Annotated in this window: 25 protein-coding genes and 1 other RNA gene; 6 read left to right on the forward strand and 20 right to left on the reverse strand. The window is 38.1% G+C overall.

What is annotated here, in order from left to right:
- Positions 1-32: 32 nt before the first annotated feature.
- The gene (locus IGL70_RS09975; protein WP_002287167.1) at positions 33-617 is read right to left on the reverse strand and encodes a peptidylprolyl isomerase; all 585 of its coding nucleotides are present in this window, start codon (positions 615-617) and stop codon (positions 33-35) included.
- Positions 618-817: 200 nt separating this feature from the next.
- Between IGL70_RS09975 and IGL70_RS09980 the strand changes: the two genes are divergently transcribed.
- Together IGL70_RS09980 and IGL70_RS09985 are read left to right on the forward strand one after the other, a co-directional pair.
- Positions 818-1,816, forward strand: coding sequence for an NAD(P)/FAD-dependent oxidoreductase (locus tag IGL70_RS09980; RefSeq protein WP_104873661.1), 999 nt, complete (start codon positions 818-820; stop codon positions 1,814-1,816).
- 111 nt (positions 1,817-1,927) lie between these two features.
- Positions 1,928-2,437: a phosphatidylglycerophosphatase A family protein gene (locus IGL70_RS09985; RefSeq protein WP_002287163.1), complete on the forward strand. Its 510-nt coding sequence runs from the start codon at positions 1,928-1,930 to the stop codon at positions 2,435-2,437.
- Between the two features lie 29 nt (positions 2,438-2,466).
- On the opposite strand, the gene IGL70_RS09990 is transcribed toward IGL70_RS09985, so the two are convergent.
- From IGL70_RS09990 to tadA, 6 genes are all read right to left on the reverse strand, one after another.
- On the reverse strand, positions 2,467-3,126 hold the full coding sequence (locus tag IGL70_RS09990) for a TIGR01906 family membrane protein (RefSeq protein ID WP_002317806.1): 660 nt from the start codon (positions 3,124-3,126) through the stop codon (positions 2,467-2,469).
- A gap of 1 nt (position 3,127) precedes the next feature.
- Positions 3,128-3,892, reverse strand: coding sequence for a TIGR01457 family HAD-type hydrolase (locus IGL70_RS09995; RefSeq protein ID WP_002287159.1), 765 nt, complete (start codon positions 3,890-3,892; stop codon positions 3,128-3,130).
- Between the two features lie 7 nt (positions 3,893-3,899).
- Entirely contained in the window at positions 3,900-4,577 is a 678-nt protein-coding gene (locus IGL70_RS10000) for a YutD family protein (RefSeq protein ID WP_002287156.1), read from the reverse strand.
- Between the two features lie 36 nt (positions 4,578-4,613).
- Positions 4,614-5,999: a bifunctional metallophosphatase/5'-nucleotidase gene (locus IGL70_RS10005; protein WP_002307275.1), complete on the reverse strand. Its 1,386-nt coding sequence runs from the start codon at positions 5,997-5,999 to the stop codon at positions 4,614-4,616.
- A 208-nt stretch (positions 6,000-6,207) separates the two neighbouring features.
- Positions 6,208-6,294, reverse strand: an RNA gene (gene ffs / locus IGL70_RS10010) — signal recognition particle sRNA small type.
- A 21-nt stretch (positions 6,295-6,315) separates the two neighbouring features.
- Positions 6,316-6,831: a tRNA adenosine(34) deaminase TadA gene (gene tadA, locus IGL70_RS10015; RefSeq protein WP_002287154.1), complete on the reverse strand. Its 516-nt coding sequence runs from the start codon at positions 6,829-6,831 to the stop codon at positions 6,316-6,318.
- 106 nt (positions 6,832-6,937) lie between these two features.
- Between tadA and IGL70_RS10020 the strand changes: the two genes are divergently transcribed.
- Positions 6,938-7,795 carry a helix-turn-helix domain-containing protein gene (locus IGL70_RS10020; protein WP_002287150.1) on the forward strand — a complete coding sequence of 286 codons (858 nt, stop codon included), beginning with the start codon at positions 6,938-6,940 and terminating at the stop codon, positions 7,793-7,795.
- Between the two features lie 80 nt (positions 7,796-7,875).
- On the opposite strand, the gene IGL70_RS10025 is transcribed toward IGL70_RS10020, so the two are convergent.
- The 3 genes from IGL70_RS10025 to IGL70_RS10035 form a co-directional block, all read right to left on the reverse strand.
- Positions 7,876-8,211 carry a hypothetical protein gene (locus IGL70_RS10025; protein WP_002287147.1) on the reverse strand — a complete coding sequence of 112 codons (336 nt, stop codon included), beginning with the start codon at positions 8,209-8,211 and terminating at the stop codon, positions 7,876-7,878.
- Positions 8,212-8,277: 66 nt separating this feature from the next.
- Positions 8,278-9,648: an RsmF rRNA methyltransferase first C-terminal domain-containing protein gene (locus tag IGL70_RS10030; RefSeq protein WP_002287145.1), complete on the reverse strand. Its 1,371-nt coding sequence runs from the start codon at positions 9,646-9,648 to the stop codon at positions 8,278-8,280.
- Positions 9,649-9,725: 77 nt separating this feature from the next.
- Positions 9,726-10,262, reverse strand: a complete 537-nt coding sequence (locus tag IGL70_RS10035) for a TetR/AcrR family transcriptional regulator (RefSeq protein WP_002287143.1) — start codon at positions 10,260-10,262, stop codon at positions 9,726-9,728.
- A gap of 308 nt (positions 10,263-10,570) precedes the next feature.
- Between IGL70_RS10035 and IGL70_RS10040 the strand changes: the two genes are divergently transcribed.
- Entirely contained in the window at positions 10,571-12,052 is a 1,482-nt protein-coding gene (locus tag IGL70_RS10040; RefSeq protein ID WP_104873662.1) for a helix-turn-helix domain-containing protein, read from the forward strand.
- A 102-nt stretch (positions 12,053-12,154) separates the two neighbouring features.
- On the opposite strand, the gene IGL70_RS10045 is transcribed toward IGL70_RS10040, so the two are convergent.
- The 7 genes from IGL70_RS10045 to IGL70_RS10075 form a co-directional block, all read right to left on the reverse strand.
- Positions 12,155-12,862 (reverse strand): zinc metallopeptidase, encoded by a 708-nt coding sequence (locus tag IGL70_RS10045; RefSeq protein WP_002287139.1) that lies wholly within the window; start codon positions 12,860-12,862, stop codon positions 12,155-12,157.
- A gap of 78 nt (positions 12,863-12,940) precedes the next feature.
- Positions 12,941-13,279, reverse strand: coding sequence for a zinc ribbon domain-containing protein YjdM (locus IGL70_RS10050; RefSeq protein ID WP_010829721.1), 339 nt, complete (start codon positions 13,277-13,279; stop codon positions 12,941-12,943).
- Positions 13,280-13,389: 110 nt separating this feature from the next.
- The gene (locus tag IGL70_RS10055; RefSeq protein ID WP_002287135.1) at positions 13,390-14,352 is read right to left on the reverse strand and encodes a DHH family phosphoesterase; all 963 of its coding nucleotides are present in this window, start codon (positions 14,350-14,352) and stop codon (positions 13,390-13,392) included.
- A 14-nt stretch (positions 14,353-14,366) separates the two neighbouring features.
- The gene (locus tag IGL70_RS10060; protein ID WP_002287134.1) at positions 14,367-15,698 is read right to left on the reverse strand and encodes a DRTGG domain-containing protein; all 1,332 of its coding nucleotides are present in this window, start codon (positions 15,696-15,698) and stop codon (positions 14,367-14,369) included.
- 7 nt (positions 15,699-15,705) lie between these two features.
- A complete protein-coding gene (locus tag IGL70_RS10065; protein WP_002287133.1) occupies positions 15,706-16,386 on the reverse strand; it encodes a metal-dependent hydrolase in 681 nt (226 codons plus the stop codon).
- Positions 16,387-16,604: 218 nt separating this feature from the next.
- A complete protein-coding gene (locus IGL70_RS10070) occupies positions 16,605-17,084 on the reverse strand; it encodes an aminoacyl-tRNA deacylase (RefSeq protein ID WP_002287132.1) in 480 nt (159 codons plus the stop codon).
- A gap of 126 nt (positions 17,085-17,210) precedes the next feature.
- Positions 17,211-18,890: a ribonuclease J gene (locus IGL70_RS10075; protein WP_002287130.1), complete on the reverse strand. Its 1,680-nt coding sequence runs from the start codon at positions 18,888-18,890 to the stop codon at positions 17,211-17,213.
- Between the two features lie 547 nt (positions 18,891-19,437).
- Here IGL70_RS10075 and IGL70_RS10080 point away from each other — a divergent pair.
- Together IGL70_RS10080 and IGL70_RS10085 are read left to right on the forward strand one after the other, a co-directional pair.
- Complete coding sequence (locus tag IGL70_RS10080) at positions 19,438-20,940, forward strand: ABC transporter permease (protein WP_104873663.1); 1,503 nt, start codon at positions 19,438-19,440, stop codon at positions 20,938-20,940.
- A gap of 12 nt (positions 20,941-20,952) precedes the next feature.
- On the forward strand, positions 20,953-21,615 hold the full coding sequence (locus IGL70_RS10085) for an ABC transporter ATP-binding protein (RefSeq protein WP_104873664.1): 663 nt from the start codon (positions 20,953-20,955) through the stop codon (positions 21,613-21,615).
- A gap of 100 nt (positions 21,616-21,715) precedes the next feature.
- On the opposite strand, the gene IGL70_RS10090 is transcribed toward IGL70_RS10085, so the two are convergent.
- From IGL70_RS10090 to yfcC, 3 genes are all read right to left on the reverse strand, one after another.
- On the reverse strand, positions 21,716-21,919 hold the full coding sequence (locus IGL70_RS10090; protein WP_002287127.1) for a CsbD family protein: 204 nt from the start codon (positions 21,917-21,919) through the stop codon (positions 21,716-21,718).
- Between the two features lie 110 nt (positions 21,920-22,029).
- A complete protein-coding gene (gene iadA, locus IGL70_RS10095) occupies positions 22,030-23,214 on the reverse strand; it encodes a beta-aspartyl-peptidase (protein ID WP_002287126.1) in 1,185 nt (394 codons plus the stop codon).
- Between the two features lie 156 nt (positions 23,215-23,370).
- Positions 23,371-25,110 (reverse strand): putative basic amino acid antiporter YfcC, encoded by a 1,740-nt coding sequence (yfcC, locus tag IGL70_RS10100; RefSeq protein WP_002294022.1) that lies wholly within the window; start codon positions 25,108-25,110, stop codon positions 23,371-23,373.
- Positions 25,111-25,153 lie beyond the last annotated feature (43 nt).

Below are 25,153 nucleotides of genomic sequence, written 5' to 3' on the forward strand. Positions count from 1 at the left end.
CCTTTTTCATAATTACTCCGTACCATACCAAACTATTCTGAAATTTCAATTGTTTCAATCACTACATCATGTACAGGTCGGTCTTGTGGACCACGTTGTACATTTGCGATTTCATCTACTGTGTCCATCCCTTCTAGTACATGTCCAAAGACTGTATGTCGGAAATCTAGCCAAGGAGTTCCGCCACCTTTATACGCTTCAATGATTTCTGATGGGAATCCAGCACCTTCTAGTTGTCCAAGCATATTAGCTGGCACATTTGTGTTATTTACAATAAAGAATTGGCTTCCGTTTGTGTTTGGACCTGAATTTGCCATAGATAAAGCTCCGCGAAGGTTGAACAGTTCACGACTGAATTCATCTTCAAAACTTTCGCCATAAATACTTTCGCCACCCATTCCTGTTCCAGTTGGATCGCCGCCTTGGATCATGAAATCAGGAATAACGCGGTGAAAAATCACGCCATCATAATAACCTTTTTTGGAAAGTTCAATGAAATTTTGAACCGTCTTCGGTGCTAGTTCAGGGAATAATTGAACAGTAATGTCACCACGGTTTGTTTTGATAACAGCTTTTGGTCCTTTTTCACTTTTTAAATCTAGTTGTGGGAATGCCATATTGTTTCCTCCTAATATTTGCATACTTCATAATAATAATAACATAATACCTAACCTCTCGTAAAAATACTAGATTTGTTTTCTTTTATTTTTCATCACTAGATACATTCTATAACTTACCGTTTCGATTTCGAATTCAAACATTTTTGAGAAGCATTCTCAATTAAATTCTGCTATAGTGTGAAAAGGGAGGAATTTTTATGGAAATCTATGACATTACAATCATCGGTGCAGGTCCTGTAGGGATGTTTGCCGCTTTTTACGCAGGAATGCGCCAAGCTAAAACAAAAATCATTGACAGTCTACCTCAACTTGGTGGTCAATTAGCAACTTTGTATCCCGAAAAATATATTTACGATATTCCTGGGTATCCAGCAATAAAAGCAAGTGAATTAATCGATCAATTAGAAAAACAATTAACTACTTTTAACCATACATTCCATTTAAAAGAAGAAGTTCTCTCGCTTACTCGTGAAGACGAAGTTATCGAGATTACTACAAATAAAGGCATCCATTATTCCAAAGCAGTCATTTTAGCTTTAGGAAATGGTTCATTCCAGCCAAGAAAATTGAATTTAGATAATGCTGAATCATTTGAAAACCGCGGATTGGATTATTTCGTGAATGATTTGATGAAGTATGCTGGAAAAAAAGTCGCTATTGCTGGAGGTGGTGATTCTGCTATCGATTGGGCGTTGATGTTAGAGCCTATTGCAAGCGAAGTTTACTTGATTCATCGTCGCCCGGAATTTCGTGCGCACGAACATAGTGTATCACGCTTGAAATCTTCATCTGTCAACTTGCTTACTCCCTATCTCATCGATGGATTATCAGGCAATAATGGGGAACTGACAGATATCCGGTTAAAAAAAGTGAAAAGTGACGAGACGATTGATTTGATGATTGATTCTCTGATCGTCAATTATGGATTCTCTTCTAATTTAGAACATCTTTCTTCTTGGGGACTTGATAGTACCAGAAATGCCATTACTGTAAAATCAGATATGTCTACTTCTATTCCAGGCGTTTATGCAGCTGGTGACATCTGTACCTATGAAGGAAAAGTGAAACTGATTGCTACTGGGCTAGGTGAAGCACCTACTGCAGTGAACAATGCTTTACACTATATTAATCCAAAGGAACGAACTCAGCCTGGTCACAGCACAAGCTTATACGATAAAAATCTTCGTCCTAGTTGATTTTTTATATCTCTTTGCATTTCAAGTTAAACCCGAAAGCAGTTTCTTGCATTTTTTTCATGTTCCGTTAACATGAAATAGAGAAAGAAAAAATAAAGGGGGAGCAATAATATGGTCGTCAAAACTGAGACTTTAGAAGAAAAGGCAAGAGAACTATTGAAGGAACGTGGCGTAACTGTAGAAGATATCGCACAACTTGTCATGTTTTTACAAAAAGACTATATTTCTGATTTGACTTTGGCGGATTGTACTGAAAGTGTCAACAGCGTGCTAACAAAGCGTGAAGTACATAACGCCATTATCACTGGAATCCAATTAGATATATTAGCAGAAAAGAAAAAATTGATGAGTCCGTTGCAACATATTATCGAAGATGACGAAGGCCTTTACGGTATCGATGAGATCCTAGCCTTGTCAATCGTGAATGTTTACGGTACGATCGGCTTTACGAATTATGGTTATATCGACAAGGTGAAACCTGGTATTTTAAAAGAACTAAACAGCCACGATGGCGTTCATGTCCATACCTTCTTAGATGATATCGTCGGAGCGATCGCCGCTGCTGCTGCCAGTCGATTAGCACACAAAGAACCAGAAAAAAGAAGTCGCCTTACTCAATAATTCAACAAAAAAAGAAAGAAAACGTCTATTTAGACGAGTTCTTTCTTTTTTGTTTGTTTCAAGCTATTTTTTCCTAAGAAAAGAAAAACAGCAAAAAATAATTCTAATAATACAAAAAATAAGATAAAGCTATGCATGAAAAATTCTTCTGGAAGTACATTGATGATTGGATCAGTAACAGGATCGAATAACCAGTCATCGTTGTTGAAAAACGTTTCATGAAAAAGGATAAAAAAGCGATCAAATCCTACCATCATGAAAAAACCGAAAACAACTGGCAGTAACATGCCGATTTGAAACGGACGAATCAACCGCCAAAGCCGATCATTCTTTTGCAAATATTTGATAAACAAAATACTCGGGATCAAAGTGATGAAAAACACAGCATAATCCACTAAAAACAAAATTTTCACTTCATAAAAGTGATGGGCTCCGCTAGCAGAAACTGGGAAATCTGGCAAGCTGAGGATGGTTTTGAAGGGATTATTGAGATAATTCATTAGGTGATCAAAATTTTTCAGTAATGTCTCTTGATCTAAAGAAGTATAATCCAAAATTTGCAAATGTCCGATATCAAATACGTATAGTGGTCGAAAGTTGATCGTCACACCAACTGCCAGACTGATCAGTGTCAGAAATAGGCTGAACAATCCAGCATATTCCATCCACTGCCATCTCGAATTTTTCATATTAGAAGCTCCATTCATCCAGTGATTGTTTCACATAGGTAGCTGGGATAGGCAACCCAGGTACATCTTCTTCTTTTGTAAAACCTGATAAAACGAGCAAAGTATCTATATTATTGCGTATCCCAGCTTGGATATCTGTTTCATAGTTATCTCCAACCATGATTACTTCTTCTTTTTGCAGCCCTAATACTTCAACGGCTTTATCCATAATGATGGCTTCTGGTTTTCCGATGTAGATCGGCGGCGTTTGGGTTGCTGTCTCTACAAAAGAGATGACTGACCCTGCTCCAGGAAGAAGGCCGCGTTCAGTAGGTATATTCTTATCTGGGTTCGTTCCAATGAAAGTAGCACCTTTTTGAATAGCAAGTGTTGCTTTAACTACTTTTTCATAGGTCAGATAATTATCTAAGCCTACCACTACATAGTCAGGAGCCTCTTCTTCCCATGTAAATCCGGCAGCTAAAATTAAGTCAATCAATCCTGCTTCTCCGATAACATAGACTTTTTTCCCTTTTCCATCTGCTTTCATAAAATCGATTGTTGCCAAAGTAGCTGTGTAGACTGTCTCTGGAGCTACATGAATGTCAAACTCATCTGCTAGACGATTAGCTACTGTTTCTGGTGACTTAGTCGTGTTATTGGTAACAAACAAGAAAGGTAATTTTCTTTTTTGCAATTCTTCCACAAATCGTTTACCGGCCGGTATGGGTTGTGTCCCACGATAAATCGTTCCGTCTAAATCAATTAAATATCCTTTATAGTCCATTCATCCACTACTCTTCCCTTTTTCTTATCGTAAATGCTGTTTTTGTTTTTTCTACTTGTTTAGGTTGTTCTTGTTTTTTTACTTTTTCAGAGGTTTTTGCTGACTCTGTTTTTCGATTTTTAATAACCGGTTTTTTGCGATTAGATGCGACTGGTCCTTTTTTCTCATCGATATACGCACGATTATGGTTTTTTTTCTTTTTTCGGCGCTGAGTTGTCTTTTCTTTTTTACCGCCGATTCTCTCGATGACAAAATACGCACAACCAAAATTGCAATATTCGTAAAGATAGTCTTCCAAGGAATCGATTCGCTGATCTGGATGCGCCCGTCGATTATCCGCTTGGAAAAATCCTTTTAGGCGTAGTTGTTCATAACCCCAATCTCCTACGATATAATCATATCGGGCTAGTACATCACTGTAACGTTCTCCAAGCTTTTCTGCATTAAATCCTTCACGATAATCGGACACAAGCCGATAATGTCTTTCACCTATCAAAAAATTACTGTCATCTAACAGTGTCACTAGCTCGCCTTTGACTTTTTCTGCTTTAGGCTCCTCAACGATTTCTTCCAAAGCAGCTGTCAGTTCTTCGGTGACTGTTGTTTCCTGTTCAGCTGATGATTTTTTCTTAGCAATTTCTGTTTTATGCTCAACGTTCTGCTGTTCATTTTGTTTTGCAGACATGCGTTCACCACCTATCTTTTTTATTATACCTTGTTTTTATTTGATTGGGTAGTGAGCTTTCAAGTAATCTCCTACCACACTTCGGATAAATTCAGGGAACAAAAATTCATTTTTTCCAGCAATCTCAATCGTTGGAAAAAATGGAACAAACATCAAATGATCTACGGTAGTAAAAGTATAATTTTTATTCAGATCGATTGGCTTGTTCTTCCAAAAGACTTGATGGTTAATAGAATCATATGTGATTCCATTATAGACCATCTGCCCAAAAATCTTACCGCGAAATCCCATTCCCTTCATAGGATAGTTACGTAAAAAGTTACGATTTTTTTCTATTTCTAAAACTAAGCGAATCAGATCATTTCCACCCAATGTGACATTTAACAAGTGCATCGGATGTGGCAACGCAGTGTGAAGCTGATCCTGATTGACCCGCCCTTTTGGAATTTCAGTTAAAAACAGACCACTGTTTAATATTGCTGCTTCCGTCTTTCCTCGTTCTTTCACCGCCTCAAGGGCGACTTGGATAAACGAATGCTCATTGAAGATATCTAGACTCAGAGAAAATGGCAAATCTGCTACTTCTTTTTCTTTTAATAATTCATGCCCACGTTCTAGATAACTATTTATTTCTTGTTCATCTTCTGTAAAAGCTGTCATTGTTTCGGTAGGGATGGCTTTGGCTGAATGCTTAAGGATTTTTTTCTCTTCATCGATGGTTAAATGGACTTCACCGACATACTGCCCGTACTTTCCAGCGGCTGCTATTTGGACATCATTGATTACGTGACCTTCTCTGAATAAATGATGGGTGTGCGATCCTAAAATAACATCAATTGCTGGTATTTCTTTTGCAATTTGGAAATCATCCTGAATCCCGAGATGACTCATCAAAACTAAAACATCCACTTGTGAACGTAAATCTTCGACTAATTCTGGCAAAATATCATAAGGATTCCGTATGTCCCAGCCATTCGGATTATAAGTAAGCGGAAATGGAGCAGTAAATGCAATTAGTCCGATTTTCGTCTGGTGTTTCGTTGTAATGATTTTATATGGTTTCGTCCATGCCGGTGGCTGGAGCGTATTTTTATCGAATAAGTTATCCAGGATGATATCAAACTCAGCATGATCGTATAAATGATTCAACTCTTCTTTGGAATTTCCTACGCCTTCATTGTTTCCTATCGTCGCTGCATCATAACCAACTTCATTCATCAGCAAGATATTTTCCTGTCCATTCGTTGCTTCTGACAATGGATGCCAACGATCCACAAAATCACCTAGATCTACTGCAATCGTTGTCGTTTTTTCTTTCTTTTCGTTTTCTCGTTTACGTTGATCCAAAAACCTTCTGATCCTTGGCCAATTTTCTAAATGAGAATGCAGATCATTCGTATGTAAAATCACTATTTTTTCCATGTACCCTCTCGCCTCTCTTTATCTTTATCATACCATAGGCAGCTTTTTCTTCCATTGAAACAAGCTCTATTTCAGAGTTTTTCCTGCCTTGAAGCAAATTGTATAAGTACAATATTCGATAAATCAGTCTGGCTAAAAAATCAGGAACATTCATTTTTACAGTACTATAAAAATAAAAAAAACAGACCCGAAAGTCTGTTGTCGTTTCATTATAATCAGACACATGGCGGAACCTGCTTAGTGCTGCTTCCTTCCAGACCTGACACGCTTCACAAGCCCACCATTGTCCTAGCCTTTCGGCAAAGAATAGTATACCTTATTTTTCATTCGTTGACCAGTCTTTTTTTAATTTCTTTTTTCGCTGGCGGAGCTTTCGGAAAAAGTCAGTCAAAATCATCCCACATTCGTCTTCTAAAATGCCACCTTCTACATATGCTTGGTGGTTAAACCGCTCGTCCTCCAAAAGATTCATCAAGGTACCGGCTGTTCCGCCTTTTGGATCATACGCGCCGAAATAAACTTCTGCTACACGAGACAAAATCATCGCGCCGCTGCACATAGGACAAGGCTCTAAGGTAACAAAAAGTGCAGCATCTTCCAAGCGCCAGCTTCCCACTTTTTCACAGGCTTCCTTGATTGCAAGCATTTCTGCATGTGTAGTAGCATCTTGCGTGGTTTCTCTAAGGTTATATCCTCTTCCAATCACTTTTCCATCCAATACAACCACTGCTCCAATCGGAACTTCATGAAGCATTTCTGCTTTCTTTGCTTCTGCCAATGCAAGGCGCATCCATTTTTCTTTTTCTACTGCATCAAGATTTGTATTTACCAATTACCCTTCCCTGCCTTTGTTTTTTCTTGTTTTACTTTAGCATATGATAAAAAGGCTGTAACTAACTTTTTTTTCTATGGTAAAATAAATACAAGAGGTGAACAAGATGAAAATGGATAAATTACTTGCTCTTTACCCACAAGCACAGAAAAAAAACTCTCCAGCATCAGAAGCGGATATCCTTTCTTTTGCAATTGATGATGCTTTTATCTGGATCAAACAAGATTCATTATCTCAACAAGAAACCAGCCTTTTGAAAGCGTTATTCCCTGTAATCAACGATCAAAAAAAACACCCATGGTATCACTATCTTTTTAAAGATGCTTCTTGTGTTCAAGAAAAAAGCTTTCGTTTGATCCAGCTTCACGTCGAATCAAAAGGAGAATTCTTAAAAAAAGAATGGCAAGATACTATTTTGGAATTATTTCGCTATTCTGCTGATTTCTTTTTTTATACAGACACAGATGCGCTCTTAGTCGAACAAATAAACCGTGATTATCTTGATGCTACTGAAATCAACGGTATTTTTCTATCTTTAGATGCTGATTTTGATACGACAACGTCTGTATTCGTTGGTTCTTTCCATTCACCTGGCACCGACCTCGTCCCTTTGTTTGCTGAAGAAAGAAAAATTTTTTTAACAGAGCAAAACAATCTTTATACTCACAGCCGTACTTTTTCTATGCAAGATGTGGCTTTACATTACTATACAAAAGATACTGTAAAAGATAGTAAGTTGATCAAAAGTTACATAGAACTGATCAAACAAAATGAAATGGAAGTGATCATTCAAGAATTATGGAATGAATTAGGCAATGTCAGCTCTGCTGCAAAAACACTGTTTCTTCATCGTAATACTCTAAAATATCGAATCGAAAAATTTCAAGAACAGTCTGGTTTCAATCTAAAAAAAGCCAACGATTTACTGTTTTGCTATCTTTTATTGCTTCATGAACATAATTAAAGATAGATTAAAGGGGTTGTGACAATAATTTTGTCACAACCCCTTATTTCGAATGAATAGTGTTCAAAAGCTAGTTTCTCTTACATCATTTTTTCAACAAAATGCATTAGCCGGTCTTTTACATCTTCGGTTGAATCTTTGATTGAATCACCATAAACAGAGATTTTCTTTTTTCCTGATTTGATTTTTGCTAACATTCCCATCAAAGAATCCAAGTCACTATCTGAAAGACCATCTACGATTTCTAGTAATTTTTCATTTCCATCAAATTTGTCATAGACGAATTTTTTTACTTTCGTCCGAGTAGTCATATGATGGATCTTTTCCATTACTTTTCCCGATACAACGACTGCTGTCGCTACACTGGCAGCGGCTGCTACGCTTAATCCGATTGTTACTTTTGTTGATGTTTTCATAAGTATCAGCTCCTTTTTATCTATCTCCATCATAGCATAGACAAAAAAATAAACGAACTAATCCACTCAGTGAAATCTCAATCCTTTAGGGAAAAAGTTCTTTACTGTTCCTTTTACTTGTTTCCCAAATCCGACAGGTATCTTATCTAATACTAGCAAAACCCATCCTTGATTCCCATCACGTTGAAATGTTTCTCCTGCTGTGTAAGATTGCCATTCCTTTTGAGTGATCGGCAAGCAAGGTATATTCTCTATCTTTTTTGTAGCAAGCGCTAATGCATAGCTAGGTTCAAATCGATTCTTTTTGAAATCTCCTAAATGCAAACCTGTACGTACGACTTTTAAACCATCGAGAGAAGGGGCTAACTCAGGAACTTCCCAAAGATGGTCGTTGAACACTAAAAGTCTTCCAGTAGCTTCATAATGAAAATCATTTGAAAACTCCGTCCAGAGTTTTTCCTGCTCTTTTGTCATTTGCACTTTACTTTTTTTTCGTGTCTTCTTTTCTTTATGCATCTGATTTTGTCCATGAAAAGTCAGCTTTGCAACAAAATGTCCTTCACCCTGATCTTTATGAGGCCATATACGTATTGTTTTTTCCAAACCAGCTACGCTTCCCCATTCAGAACGTCCTGAACTAACGGATTGAGTCAAAGGAATCTCCTCAATCGTTACTGGATAATTTTCTACAAGCCAGCTAATGATCTCTTCATTTTCTTCTGGTGCAAACGTACAAGTCGAATAAATCAGTTGTCCTTTATTTTTTAGCATTTTTATTGCTGAAGACAAAATCTCTTGCTGACGTTTTTGACAGTATAGCGGAGATTCTTCTGTCCACTCTTTTATTGCATTTGGATCTTTTCGGAACATTCCTTCTCCTGAACAAGGAGCATCAACCACGATCCGATCAAAAAAGCCCGAAAAATGAGGGACAAGTTCTGCGGGTGCATGATTTGTCACTATTGCGTTCGAAACTCCCCATCGTTCTATATTTTCTGATAAAATCTTCGCACGTTTCGGAAAGATCTCATTCGTCACTAATAACCCTTTCCCCTTCATTTGAGCAGCTAATTGGGTTGATTTACCACCGGGAGCCGCACACAAATCCAAAACTTTTTCACCGGGTTTTGCTGCAGCAGCTGTTCCAACGATCATTGCACTTGGTTCTTGGCTATATTCATACCCAGCTTGATGGAGGAAAGACTTTCCATTGACAGTGCCAAGAAATCCCTCATTGCTGTAGGGAGCGGGTTGTAATTCTTCGCTATGGTAAGTTTGGACCATGTCCAATCCTGCCGGTTTTAGTGGATTCCACCGAAATCCTTTTTTCACGCTTCCTTGTTCAAGCGCAGAAAAAAAATCGGATGCTTCTTCGCCTAAAAGAAGACGATATTTTTTGATAAATTGCTGTGGTAACGTTGTCGCTTCCTCCTTCATTCCAATGTTTCGTTAGACATTTTACAATCTTTTTTACGAAAAATAAAGGTGGCTGATCTACTTTTTCATGTTGCTGCCTAAGGTGACTGTTCCTTTAAGATATTTTCCAAGTATTCATCCGTCACCTCGTTTTTATCCCAAACAGCGTTCATCATTTCAAGAAAATCTTGAGAAGAATCATCTGAGCGCAAACTTCCCAATGCATTAAGCCATACCAATTCAAGCGACTTTTCTTCTTTGATCTTCGTGTGACCTTTGACATATGAGAAAAATGGCCGCTTAAATAGCGAATCCATGTCTAAATCAGATTTTGCAATGATTTCACGAATACTTTCATGGATAGAAAAAAAATCTTTCAATAAGTAGACAATGCTTAAAACATCATCGGAACTGCATTCAGCTAAGTAGTTTTCAAAATAAACAGTGATTTCTTCTAATATCTTCTCTTTTAACCCGCTGATTGATTTGAAATGTGTATAAATCGGGTATGTAGAACAACCGCAGAACTCTGCTAACTCTCTTGCAGTAATTGACTTCATTCCATATTCTTCCACGTATACCATACTTTTGAACAGCAAATATTCTTTACTATAATTTGTTACTCTCCCCATCATTCTTACCTCCGTCTCTTTTCATCTACCCATAAATAAATAACATAAATAATTCTAAAAATATTATTGATAATTATCAAAACATATTTAGTTATATCCATTAAAAATCAATTTTTCCGCCTTAAAAACAAGAATATCTTGACAAAATACCCTAGGAAATAAACAATAGAATAAACAAGGTAACAAAAAAATTAAATAACGTTATATAAAAAAGAAGGCGACACTCTGTGAGAATAACACAGACTGAAATGACTTTCCACTCACAGTTTTTGTCTAACTATATACAAAAACAGAATAAAAAGGAGGTATTTATGCTAATTGAAGCAAGAAAAAAAGAGTTACTTGTTCTACAAATGGTCATTCAAAAAAATAATTGTTCTTTACAAGAATTATCCAATGACTTACATATTCCAAAACGGACAATCAAAGAACTGATCCGAAAAATAAATGTATCACTCAAGCAATTTTTATTGATTGATGAATTTATTTATTCTAATCATAAAGGAGAGATCCAAACCAAAGAAACCGATCAAACTAAAAAGTTAGCTGTTTTTTCTAAGTTAAAATTATGCTACCTAAAAGAATCCAATCGTTTTAACTATTTGATGTTACTAATCAATTATCCACAAACTGCTGTACCAAAAAAATATTTACTTGAACAACTTTATATATCGCCCTCCTATCTCGAAAAACTGACAAAACAGCTCAATCATTCCTTAAAAAAATTCCATTTACGGATCCTATCTGTAAAAAATTGCTGTACTCTTGAAGGAAATGAGTTATCTATCCGTCTCTATCTTTACTTTTTTCTTTCAGATACATTTGGAGGTAACGATTGGCCATTTTCCTCACTTGAATTAAATGCACTAAAAATGAACAGTACAGATGAGCAAATAGAAAAAATTTCAAAACAAGAAAAAAATATCTACTTGCTGTTAACTTTATTCATATTACGAAACAAACAACAGGCATATTTTCCAAAAACTTCTTCTGAAATCACTGAATTGATGGACTTATTGCAGCATACACATGATTATTCAGAATACTTTACTTCTTTTTCAGTGAGTTGTCCTTGTGAAGAGACAGAAACAGAGAGAGCCTACTTTAATTATTTTTTCTATTGTTTTTTTCCAAATCAAATCTCTTTTCGACAAAAACAGGAGATTGGTTTCTTATTTTCCACAAGCAAAAACCTTATTTGTCGACAAGTCGGTCAATTGATGACTTACTTAACTCAACAGTTTCCTCTCAACCATTTAGAAAATAAAATACCAATTTATTTTTATTTTCTTGTGTTGGCAGTTGTTTTTTTCGAACTGTTGGGTGAATCCAGCAGTAGTTTTTCTACACTTTGCTTTCCAGAAGCCACGTCCAATCATTCTAGTTCTTTTATACAGGAAAAGAAATTAAGAGAAAAAATCGATACAATTTTTTCAAAAAATGGGGAAAGAAACCAAATCAGTCAATACCTTAGTCAATTGATCCAACACTTACTACTAACAGAAACGAAAGAGCAGTTACTCATCCATTTACAGATAACCAAACAGTTTACAGGAAATTATCATCTTCAAAGCCATTTGCAGGAGTTATTTCGCAAAGATGCTGTTAAAATTACCGCATATTCAGAACATGCTGATTTGATCATTACAGATCAGCATGAGAAAATTTCAGATGAAACGGAGACTTTCTATCTGGATACAACGCACAATACAGTGTTATTTGGCGAGTTAATAAAAGCTGTTCATGAACTGTATATGAAAAAAGGTTATGAGAACAAAACAAAGAGGATGTGACAAAATTCTTGTCACATCCTCTTATTCCAAATAAACGGTATTCAATCAGCTAACTCTCGGTATTAGCTCAGATCAAAGCACTGATTTCACAACTTCTTTATTTTAATCTCTTCGGTTGCCGCCGAACAATAAGATCAAGCGCAACAGCTGCAGGAATGTCGAAAGTGCTGCTGCAACATAAGTCAGTGCTGCTGCAAATAATACGTGTCTTGCCATCGGTACTTCTTCTTCCGTCAGTAGTCCGCCTTCACTCAAAATTTGGATTGCTCGCCGAGACGCGTTAAATTCGACTGGTAATGTCACCAATTGGAACAGTAACGCTAAAGAAAAAGCGAAAATCCCGATATTGATTAACGTAGAGTTCCAGCTAAGCAATACACCTACCATAATCAATGGGAACGAAATCATCGAACCAAAGTTAGCTGCTGGAACAAGTGCTGCACGAATCTTCAATGGGACATAACCCGAAGCATCTTGTACCGCATGTCCGCATTCATGAGCTGCTACACCTATCGCAGCAACTGAAGTAGACTGTGCAGTTGCTTGAGACAAACTCAACATCTTATTACCTGAATTGTAGTTATCTGTGAGATCTCCGGCAATTTGTTGAACACCGACATTATTTATCTGTTGACTTTGTAATATATATTGTGCTGCTTGTGTACCAGTCACATTGTTTTTGCTTCTCACTTGATCGTATTTTCGGAAAGTACTATTGACGTACGCTGACGCAATTCCGGAAATAACTAATCCAAGAATGACCAAAAGAAATGTCGGATCTAAAAAACCATACATTCCATAACCATACATTTTCGTTTCACTCCTTTTCGTTTACTTTATTTTATCATTAGTAGTAGGAAAAGAATGTGAAAAGACCTTGAATATTCTTTAATTCTTTTTCACAAATTCCGATTTCAGTTTCATCGGTCCAAATCCTTCTACCTTGCAATCGATATTATGATCGCCTTCTACTAAACGGATGTTCTTGACTTTTGTTCCTTGTTTAATGGCACCTGACGCACCTTTTACTTTCAAGTCTTTAATCACTGTCACGCTATCGCCCTCTAACAGACGGTTTCCATTTGCATCTAATACCACTAATCCGTCTTCTATGTCAGTTTCTTGTTCTTCTTTGTTCCATTCGTTCCCGCATTCTGGGCAAATCAACAAGCCTCGATCTTCATATGTGTACTCTGAGCCACATTCTGGGCAATTTGGTAATGTCATCTTCTTTCTCCTTTAAAATCTTTAGTGAGCACTATTGTAACGGAAAAAGAAGATCTTGAAAAGATACATTTGTGATTTTTACTACAAAAGGCACGTTTTCGAACGAAGTATCATTCTGTTTTTCTGCTCTTATACGATTGGCATATATCTTGGATCTCTTTATAGATTTCCTCTACTTCTGCTAAATCTTTTGCATTCGCACCACTTGCTAATGGATGGCCTCCTCCATGATGGCGTTTAGCCAATTCATTGATGATCGGCCCCTTAGAACGTAAACGTACGCGGTAATACCCTGAAGGCTGCTGAACAAAAATCCCCCAAGCCAGCACTTCGTCAATCACTCCAGGAAGTGAAACGATCGAAGCTGTCTCTGAATCATCGATTCCATATTTATCAAGAATTTCTTGCGGAAGGATTATTCTTCCTGCACCATTTTCATCCACCTGGATATTTTGATAAAGATAACCGGAAAGTTTAGCGACTTTCATCGGCATTTGTTCAATCTCTCTGTTCAAAGCACTTGCATCAAATGGATAATTTCTCAATATCGAAGCAATCTCTAATGTACGGGACGTCGTGGAGGGATACAAAAAGCGCCCTGTATCTCCGACGATTCCTGCATAAAGTAACCGTGCAGCCTTAACGTTCATCTTTAAAGATTCAGGAAACATCAAAGCAAATTCTGCAATCATCTCACTACAGCTACTTGCTTTTGTATTTACCCACACAAGATCTCCATAAGGGTCATCATTGGGATGATGGTCGATTTTGATCAGTTTTTCTGCCAACTGATATCTTTGATCACTGATTCTGGGTGAATTAGCTGTATCAGTCACGATGACTAGCGCTCCTTGGTAGAAGACATCTTCAACTTCTTGCATTTCTGCTAAAAAGCGAAGCCCTTCAATCGTTTCACCTACTTGACGTATTTCTTTTTCTGGGAAACTTTCCCGTAATAGTTCGGCTAATCCTACTTGTGATCCTAATGCATCAGGATCAGGGCGCAAATGCCTGTGGATAATGATTTTATCGTATTTTTTTATTGTATCTACTATTTCTTGCTGTACTGTCATTTCACTCCTGCTTTCTAAGAACGTTCCATTACTTGACAAACAACGATTGCTTTGGAAACGATGGTGTTTTCAATAAACACTTCGATATCCAGTTTAGCGGAACGTCTGCCGATTTCCAATACACGTGGACGAATGTCTAATTCGCTTTCCAATTGGATCAGCCGCAAATAATGTAGGTTCACTTGTTCAATCAAGATATTTCGTTTTTGGTTCATCACCATTGTTTTTTGTGCGACATCAGAAATGATTTCGCTAAGTACGCCAAAAGAAATGGTTCCAACGCCATTGACCATTTGTGGTGCTACTACGAATTTGAACTTAGGGTTTTCCAAACGATTTCCTTCACGGTCAGTATCAATCGTATGGATATTTCCAGATATCTGATCCGAAATCGTATCTGCAATCTGCGGTTGTCGCTGGACAAGCTGCATCGCTTTCATTACATCTTGCCGGGTAATCAAGCCTTCCAATGTCAAGTCATCGGAAACGACCGGCATGACTTCTAGCCCATCCCAGATCATTTGATGGCTAACAGAGGCAATACTCATTGTTTTCTTTACACTGATTGGTTCTTTCGTCATCACCCGATCGATGATCTGGTTTGGCGATTTCCCTAAAACATCTTTTGCCGTAACAATCCCCATCAAACGATGATGGCGGTTGACGACTGGAAAACGCGAATGCTGCGTTTCTTCTGACAAACGCTGATAATCAGAAATCGTATCTGTCTGCTGCAAATAATGAGTCTTTTCAGCTGGCATATAGATATCACTGACAAGCATGATATCTTTTTTGATCAATTGGTCGCTTAACGCTCGGTTGATCATGGTTGCGACTGTAAATGTATCATAAGAGGTGCGTAAGATCGGCATTTCAAGATCATCAGCTAGCTTTGCAATCTCAGCAGTCGTATTGAATCCTCCTGTGATCAATACTGCGGCGCCATCTTCCAATGCTAATTTTTGGACTTCCGCCCGGTTGCCGACGATCATTAGTGATCCTGGCGTAATATAGCGTTCCATGGCATGTTTAGTCATCGCGCCGATGACGAATTTATTCAAGACCTTGTCTAATCCTGCCGCCCCGCCTAAAACGTCCCCTTCAATGATCCTGACGACCTCGCCAAATGTCAAACGTTCAATATGTTTTTTTAATTTGCGTTCGATACGGATGGTCCCTACTCGTTGAATTGTTGAAACTAGTCCGACATTTTCCGCATCTTTGATTGCACGGTACGCTGTTCCTTCACTGACATTCAATTCTTTTGCGATGCTTCTTACAGAAATTCGATTGCCAACAGGTAAACTTTCAATATATTCTAAAATCAAATCATGTTTTGTCGCCATTTTCTGCCTACACTTCCAGCGTTTCCGAGACGCTCATTATTTTTCCTTCACTATCTTCCAGTAACTCTACAAAAGATTCGGGATCTTGTTCAATGACAGGGAAAGTATTGTAATGGATTGGAACTACTTTCTTGGCACGAATTGTTTGCGCAGCCTTTGCTGCATCTTCTGGCCCCATCGTATAGTTATCGCCAATCGGCAAGAAAGCGACATCAATATCGAATTCTTCTGCAAGCAATCCTAGATCACTGAAATAAGCAGTATCCCCTGCATGATAAATCGTTTTTCCTTCTGCTTGAATAATAATTCCGCTAGGCTCGCCCATATACTGAACGATACCGTCTACTTCATAGCTTGAACTATGCTGTGCATGTACGAATTTTACCACGCCGAATGGAAACGCATGTTTTCCACCGATATTCATACCGAATGAATCTACTCCTCTGCTGTTCGCATAATCAGCAATCTCAACAATACTGATAATTGTGGCTTGATTTTCTTTTGCAATAGGAATCATATCTCCTATGTGGTCACTATGACCATGAGTAATCAGCAACCAATCTGTCTTTACTTCTTCTGCAGTTAAGTCTGTCAATGGATTTCCTGTAATAAACGGGTCAATCATCACGCGTTGGCCATTTTCCATTTCAATTGTTAAACAGGAATGTCCATGATACGTAATTTTCATATTTTACACCTCGCGTTTTCTCTGTATCTTTTTTATTAAAAACGATTTCATCACTTGCACATCAATGAAAAAATATAGCTGCTAAATATATTTTCATTGGATTGATAGTACAGTATGTACAAAGCAATTGTAACAGATAATACAGGATGCACCAAGTACCAAGCAGATATAATCTCAAGTTTGAGGTCTCTGCTCTGCTTAGCTTCTCTTCTCGTCCCTTAACTAATTAAATCAGCGTAAATAGGATGGACGATCTTTTCTAAATCGGCTACTTTTATCCGAAGGCTTCTCCCGATTTCACCGCTTGACACAATTACTTCTTCTTTTTCTTTTAAAGAACTGTCTGCTAAAAAACAATAATCAGGATGTGCGAGTTTTATTCCAATAGGGGTGTTTGCTCCGTGGGGATATCCTGTATGCATTAATACAAAATCCATTCCAGGAAAACCAACTTTACGATCTTTCGTCACTTGTCTCGTTTTTTTGTAATCTAAGTGATCGTTCAAAGGAATCAATGCGATGATCACCCCAGTTTTGTTTCCTTTCACTACGAGAGTTTTACATATCAAAGCTGGATCAATCCCTCTTTTTTGTAGTTCTTCTGTGAAAGATTCTTCTACCACATGACTAAAATCAAGTGGTTGATAGCTGATCTTTTGTTCTTCTAAATAACGTTCGACTTTTGTTTGACTCATCATTGATTCACTCCCTTTATTCTATCGTTTATTATAAAGCGAGGGATGCTGTATTCAAAAATTATTTGTTTTTCGCAAAAAAAGAGCAAGACGAGCACTCTATAGAGAGGTTCATCTTACTCTTTTTGTTTATTTTTTATTTCGACGTTGAGTAGCTTCCATAATGACTGGCAAGATCACTGGGCGGCGTTTTGTTTGTTCAAATAAGTAACGGCCTAATTGATCTCGGATGTCTTGCTTTAATTTGCTCCACTCAAAATCATTGCTTTCTAAATGTTTCTCAACGATTGTTTCAATCATATTGCTGCTTTCTTTCATCAGATCACGGCTAGCTTTTACGTAAACGAATCCCCGTGAAGTAATTTGAGGTTTTGAAATGATTTTCTTTTCTCGCCGACTGATAGTGACAACCGCTACGAAAATCCCGTCTTCTGACAAGATTTTTCGATCACGTAAAACAATGTTTCCGATATCACCTATGCCTAATCCATCAATCATTACATTTTCTGCACTTGTAGTTCCTGCAACACTCATACGCTTGTTCTTATATTCCAGCACGTCTCCGCGTCCAGTAATATAGATATTTTTGTATGGCATCCCTACTGCATGAGCCAAATCTGCATGAGCAGCTAATTCACGATACTCTCCTTGAACTGGCACAAAATATGTTGGTTTCATCAAATTGATCATTAATTGCAAGTCATTAGGATTGGCATGGCCAGAAACGCGCATATTCTCAGAGATCAACTTCACTGTTCCACCAGCTCGATAAATGATATCTTCCGTTTTCGCCACGATGGTTTCCATCGCGATGCTTGGCGTAGTAGTGATATAAACCAAATCTCCTTCTTCAATCTTGACATTACGGTGTGTACCGTTTGCCATTTTTTGCAGAGACTTGATGGGTTCACCCATTCGGCCAGTTTCTAAAATGATCAGTTCTTCTGGATCATAGTTTTTCATGTCTTTCAACGTAACAAGCAGATCTTCACTTGGTAATTGAAGTTTTTCTAAACGCATCGCTGTGCGAATAATTCGTTCGAAATCTTGACCAGTCAAGACAACTTTTCGTTGTGCTTTTTCTGCTGCATCCAATACTTGTTGCACTCGTTGCAAATTACTTGCTACACAAGCGACGATGATACGCCCTTCCCAATATTTGATCGTATCAAATACTTCATCTGCTATTTGGGCTTCAGAAGCTACAGGCTGAGGATTTTCTGCATTTGCCGATTCACTTAGTAAGGCTAAGACTCCTTCTTTGCCGATTTCCGCCAATCGTGCATAATCTGTTTGATACATTGGGATAGCCGTTTGGTCAAATTTAAAATCTCCCGTATAAACGATACTACCTTCTTTTGTTTTCAGATTGATCCCCACTGAATCTGGTATCGTATGAGTGGTACGGAAAAAGCTCACTACTGTTTCACCAAAGTCTATTTCTGTATGCTCATCTACCACATGGAAATCCTTAAATCCTTTGGCTGCTTCATTACGACTGACATTCAATTTTGCTAACTCGATCGTCAACTCTGTCCCGAATACTGGTACAGAAATTTTTGACAACAAGTAAGGAAGTGCCCCGATCGCATCTGCATGTCCATGTGTTAAAAAGACACCAGCTACACGATCAATGTTTTCTTCTAAATACGTAAAATCAGGGATTACGACGTCGATCCCCAACAACTCATTTTCAGGATATTTTAGCCCACAATCTAAAATAAAAATATCCTCGCCCACTTCTGCGACATACATGTTTTTTCCATTTTCACGAACGCCGCCTAATGGGATAATTTTAATGGTACTCACAAACTTCACCTCTTCTTATGACATCCAAGTTTAAAGATGTCGATTTTCTTCTTTATCTAAATATATGAGCCATTCCAATGAAGCATATGCAAAATCACTATTTCTCAACTTATGGAGAATCAGCAGGAAAATTACCAGCACATCCGCGTTCTGACAGTTGGATGGGCATTTTATTTTGGATATACTTCATTAACAAAATGGATCTTTTGCGAAACGCTATAGCCAGAATACTTATATAAGTATTCAGCTGTTCCCCATTATTATACAACAAATAAACTAAATCGCTAGTATCAGCAATTGTTAGAACAACTATGCACGTAAAAATCCCTCTGTAGCATCTAGGATTTCTTTTGCTATTCCTCTTTCATTTCTTCTTCGTCGGTTTGAAACATACTTTTTTCATTTTACCACATTTTTTGCAATAACTATAGTGACTTTTTATATATACAGAACCTCATGTTGATGGTGTGCAAACAGCATAAGATTTAAGCTAGCTTTAAGATAGGTTGTCTATTATCAAATGCATCTACTAGGAGGGATGCAAAATATGAATTTTATGAAACGTGCATGGAAAAGTACAAAAGTAAAATGGGGACGTTCATTGTTATTATTTGCCGTGTTCACAGCCATTCTTATTTTTGTGCTAGCTGGCCTCACGATTCGAAGCGCTGCAGAAGAAGCAGCGAATCAAGCACAAAAAGAAGTTGGAGCAACAGTGACTTTAAGTGCCAATCGAGAAGCTTCATTTAAAAAACAGGAACAAACTTCTTCAAGCGGTTCTACCACTGAAGAACGTCCAGATCCAGGCAGTTTTTCTCTTACACCAGTTTCCTTAACGGACGCGGAAAAAATAGCTGAATTAGATAATGTAAAGAGTTATTCCTTTGAAAGTTCCGCCTCAGCTATGGCAAAAGATGGAATAACTGCCATCACTAGTTCTGATTCAAGTGAAGACAGTTCAGAAACTACTGATGCAGGCGGTGAACCTGCTGGAGGAATGGGCGGGAATCCGCAAATGACTCAAGCAGACTTTCAAATCAGTGGTGTGTCAGCAACTGCACAAAATAGTAATTTTTCTGATGGAACAGCAAAAATCACGGATGGTGAAGGAATAGATGACAGCGACAAAGGCACAAACAATGTAGTCATTGATTCTACTCTAGCAGAAACAAATGACCTGGCAGTCGGAGATACTTTCACAATCACGAGTACTGAAGATGAAGATACCACTTATGAAATGACGATCAAAGGAATTTATGAATCCAGCGAAACAAGCGGCAGTATGGGTATGAAATTCAACTTCATGAATCCGTCGAATACACTTTACACTTCTTACACTTTTGCAAATGAACTAAATGGGACATCTGACGATAACACGATAGATTCTGCTATTTACACTCTATCTGATCCAGATAAAATGGATGAGTTTCTCAAAGAAGCTGAGAAGCTGATCGACACAGATACATTTAGCTTACAATCAAATGATTCCATGTATCAGTCAATGTTGGAACCTTTAAACAACGTGGCAAGTTTTTCTAAAAATGTTGTTTTACTAGTGGCTGTAGCCGGTATTATCATACTTACTCTGATCATTATGATTACCATTCGGGAGCGTCGGCTTGAGTTAGGCGTCTTGCTATCTTTAGGAGAATCCAGAAGTAAAATCATTCTCCAATTGTTTACCGAAGTGGCTATTTGTATGATTCTTGCATTAGGAGTTGCTTCGCTTAGCGGAAACGTCGTCGCGAATGCCGTGGGACAGCAGCTACTTGACCAACAGACAGAAACCACGACACAAAACCAGCAAGCTCCTGGCGGTGGACAAATGCCAGGTAACAGACAAGAACAAGGCGGTCAACGCGATGGTCAACAAGGAACCACGAATAATCCATTTGCTGTTTCTGATCAAGTCAGCGAATTGGAAATCAATGTCAAACCTGCACAATTGGGACTATTAGCCGGAGTAGCATTTGGAATCAGTCTGTTTTCTGTCTTTTTAGCTTCTATAGGGATATTAAGATTAAACCCAAGAAAAATCCTATTAAACTAAAGGAGGAATTTGATGTTACGGACAGAACAATTGGGATTTTGGTATCAAGATCCGCAAGATGCGCTTTATAAAGATGTAGAACTGAATTTCGAAGCTGGAAAAATGTACGCTATTTTAGGAGCAAGTGGTTCTGGAAAAACGACTTTTCTTTCGCTTATTTCTGGACTAGATGCACCAAAAGAAGGAAAGGTATACTATCAAGATCGTTCACTGAACAAAATCGGGTTAAGAAGTTATCGTAAAAATGATGTCTCGATTATTTTCCAAGCTTACAACTTGCTTCCTTATTTATCGGCTCTAGACAACGTCATAGCAGCAATGGAAATCACTAAGACCAAGCAAGAGAATTATCGACAAGTTGCTTTAGATCGACTGGCTCGTGTAGGAATTGATGAAATATTAGCAAAAAAACAGGTGACCAAACTTTCGGGAGGTCAGCAGCAGCGAGTCGCTATCGTTCGTGCTATCTGCCGTGAACATCAACTAATCGTAGCGGATGAGCCTACTGGAAATCTAGATGAAACAACTTCACAAGATATCGTCAAACTTTTCCAAGAAATCGCCCATGAACAAAATCGCTGTATTATCATCGTGACTCATGAGATTGAAGTAGCAAAAAGCTGTGATGAAGTCTTTGAACTAAAAAATAAAAAATTTCAAAAAATCGAAGTTTAAAAAACAGGATAATGATCAAATAAAAAATCCGAACCATATCTGCGAGACAGATATGGTTCGGATTTTTTATTTGCTTGATTCAATTAGTAATAAGTGGTTTTTATTTTTTTTCGTCTTTTCGAGAAAACTTGTCTTTGACTTCGTCGCCTAAATTTCGAGCTTTTTCTTTGATGTCAGCACCTAGTGATTGTGCTTTCCCTTCTGTTTCTTTGCTCTTGTCGTCTGTTGCTTTGCCGTATGCTTCTTTTCCTTCACCGACTACTTTATCTTTCATATCTTTAGAACGTCCTTTTAAATCTGCCATTGTGCTTCCTCCTCTTAGTTTGTTTATTGATCTACCTTCAGGGTAACATCAACAACAGATACAGACAAACAGAACGCTCGTTTTCTAAAAAAGATAGTTAGAGCTGTTGATTAAAAACTTTTTTCGAAAGTCCCCCATACTTTGACTTCTTTTTCTTGGACCATTATTTCTCCTTTAGCGATAACTGTATCAATATCAAGCGTTTCTTTATCCAAGATACACAGATCTGCATCAGCACCAATTTCGATTTTTCCTTTTTTATCCAATTTCAATATACGTGCTGGATTACTGGTTATAGCTCGTAAGGCGATTTCCAAAGGGATACTTTCTTTTTGCACAGCTTCTTTGATCCCTACTAGCAATGCCTTGGCACTTCCTACTCCTAACCCTAGGAAATGATTGTTTTCATCAAAATAAGGCAAGCTTCCTTGTCCATCTGAGGTCATCGTGAAATTATCTAAAGAAACATCTTCCTCGATCAATCGTTTCAGTGCTTTGCTGAAGCGAACTTCACCATCTGTCTTCTCCCAAAAATCAGGATCTTCGCTAGCAGTGAAGTCAATCGTGCCACCACGTTTGGCAAATGCCACGCAAGCTTCAAATAATTCTGGTGTGCGATTTGCATGAGTAGGCAAAAATTGTGTGATCGGAATTTCTGTTTCTTCTACGATTCGTGTCAATAGCTCTAGCTTTCTTTTTCCTCCGCCTAAGTGGACATTGATGATCCCAGCTTTTCCGGATAACATGCCTCCTACACGAGCATCTGCTACTGCACGAGCGAACTCTTCAAAACTTGGCTGAGAAGAACGGTGATCGGATACTGCGATTTCTCCGATTCCGATAATTTTATCAATTGTCAAAAAGTCTTTGATGATAGAATCTGTTACTGTTTTTACCGGCAATCGGTACGAACCTTCGTATACATAAGTGGAGATTCCTTCTGCTTCCAGACCTTTCGCTTTGCTGATCAACGCAGTCATATCTCTACCTTCTCCGTCTGTTCCCAAACAACCGACAACTGTCGTTACACCAGCTGTAGTCAATTGGCTCAATGTGACTTCTGGCGTTCGATTTTGATAACCGCCTTCTCCTCCTCCACCTAAAATATGGAAATGACAGTCAATGAAACCCGGGGTTAGTACTTTTCCCTCACCTGAAAGTTCTTCTACTTCCACTCCTTCGTAGCCGCCTTCTAGCTGTTCTTCTACAGCCAAAATCTTCCCACCGGCAATCAGTACATCCATTTTTCCTAAGTAATCTGGTGCAAACACTTCAATTTGTCGAATGATTTTCATACATTTTTCCTCTTTCTTTAAGTATAACTGATGATAGGATCTTAAAAAATAATCCAAACGATAGAATCTTTACTCCTTTGATTTTACCGTAAAATGACGGTTCTTGGAGTCCTTATCTACTGTTTGGATTACTTTTTTATTTACAGGTCTCCAGTACTACTGCAGACCTATTGCAATGGCAATCATGATGAAAATAGTTCCTAAAACAAACAGGAATCCTTGCATCTTGATTTGGAATCTTGCCCATTTTGCCCATTCGATCCGTGCAACACCTAGCACACCAATCAAGCTGGCTGATACGGGTGTAAAAGCGTCCATAAAACCTGAACCAAGCTGATAAGCAAGAACTGCTACTTGTCTGGATACACCTACTAAATCTGCCAGTGGAGCCATGATTGGCATAGTCAAAGCTGCTTGTCCTGAATTTGATGTAACAACCAAGTTGAACAAACTTTGGAAGATGTACATCGCCCAAGCACCAATGACAGCTGGAACACCGGTCAACGCCGTCCCGATCCCATGCAAAATCGTATTCAAAGCTGAAGGAACAGATGCATCAGATCCTCCCAAGACAAGAAGAATCCCTTTGGCCATACCTACTACGATTGCTGTACCAGCTAAATCAGCTGCACCAGATTGGAAAGAAGAAGCGATGTCATTGACTTTCATTCCATCTAATTTGAAAAGAACAGCAATGATTCCAGCAACTAATCCCATCACAAAGAATTGAGAAGCGATTTCTGGAATGTAATAGCCTTTTTGAGTCACGCCCCAAACGATCCAGACAAGGACAACTAACATCTCTAATAAGATCAATTTATGCCCAAGCATGAATTTTTTATTTTCATCAGATGTCTTTTTGATATGAGAACGGAAATAATCATCTGATTTGTAAGTCAACGAACTTTCTGGTTTTTTACGGATTTTTTCTGCATATATCATCATATAACCAGCGGCTAATGCAGTAACAACTACCCACATAATCAATCGGAATGTCGCACCAGACAACACGGGGATTCCAGCAATCCCTTGAGCCACCGCTACGCTAAACGGGCTCATCCAAGAGGTCGCATTTCCGACTTGAGATGCGACATAAGTCACGGTTACTGCTACGATCGAGTCATATCCTAACGCAATGACAAATGGAACCATCACCATTGAGAATGGAATTACCTCTTCTGCCATCCCGAATGTAGCGCCACCGAATGAAAAAGCAAAGAATAATAGCGGTAAAGCTAAACGCTCCAGTCCCTTAGTTTTACTGATAAACGCATAGATACCTGCGTCGATCGCTCCGGTACGCATAATAATACCAAAAGCACCTCCAACAACAAGGATCAATGCAGCGATCCCTACAGCAGATCCATACTTATCTCCAGATACTAGTCCTTCAAAAACAAAATTTAAGAAACCAAAGCCGCCAAAATCATCTGTTCCCCATATTTTGGCTGTTTTATGCAATTTTTTAGAAGTATCATAGATATTTTCGCCGTACTGATCGTAAAGCACATCATCTGTCAAGGAAATTTCATCTAGTTTTTCCTGCGTAAGATTTTTTTCTCCGTCAGCAATGACTTTTTCCAATCCTTTTTCCGGAACATCCAGTTTTTCACGTTCTGCTGGATGATCTTGCAGTTCTTCTAATTGATCAAACACATACGACTTATCCAGCTCGTAAGCATAACGGAAGGAATCTTGACGTAAAACAGTACGAGTACTTGTTTCGCCATTTGCATCTTTGTATTCAATATCTTGCGTGCTGAACTTTCCTGCTGGAACGACAAAAGTCAGTATCCATGCAAAGATGACTACACCAAAAATAATGACATACGTATGGGGTGTCGATAATTTAGTGAAGTCGCGTTTCGGTTTTCCTGAAGAATTTGTTTTCTTCAAATTTATTTCTTCCTTTCTTTTTTCAGTAATTTTGATGAATAAA

This window comes from Enterococcus sp. DIV0901a (assembly GCF_051711525.1).
In the GTDB taxonomy this organism is placed as follows: domain Bacteria; phylum Bacillota; class Bacilli; order Lactobacillales; family Enterococcaceae; genus Enterococcus_B; species Enterococcus_B faecium.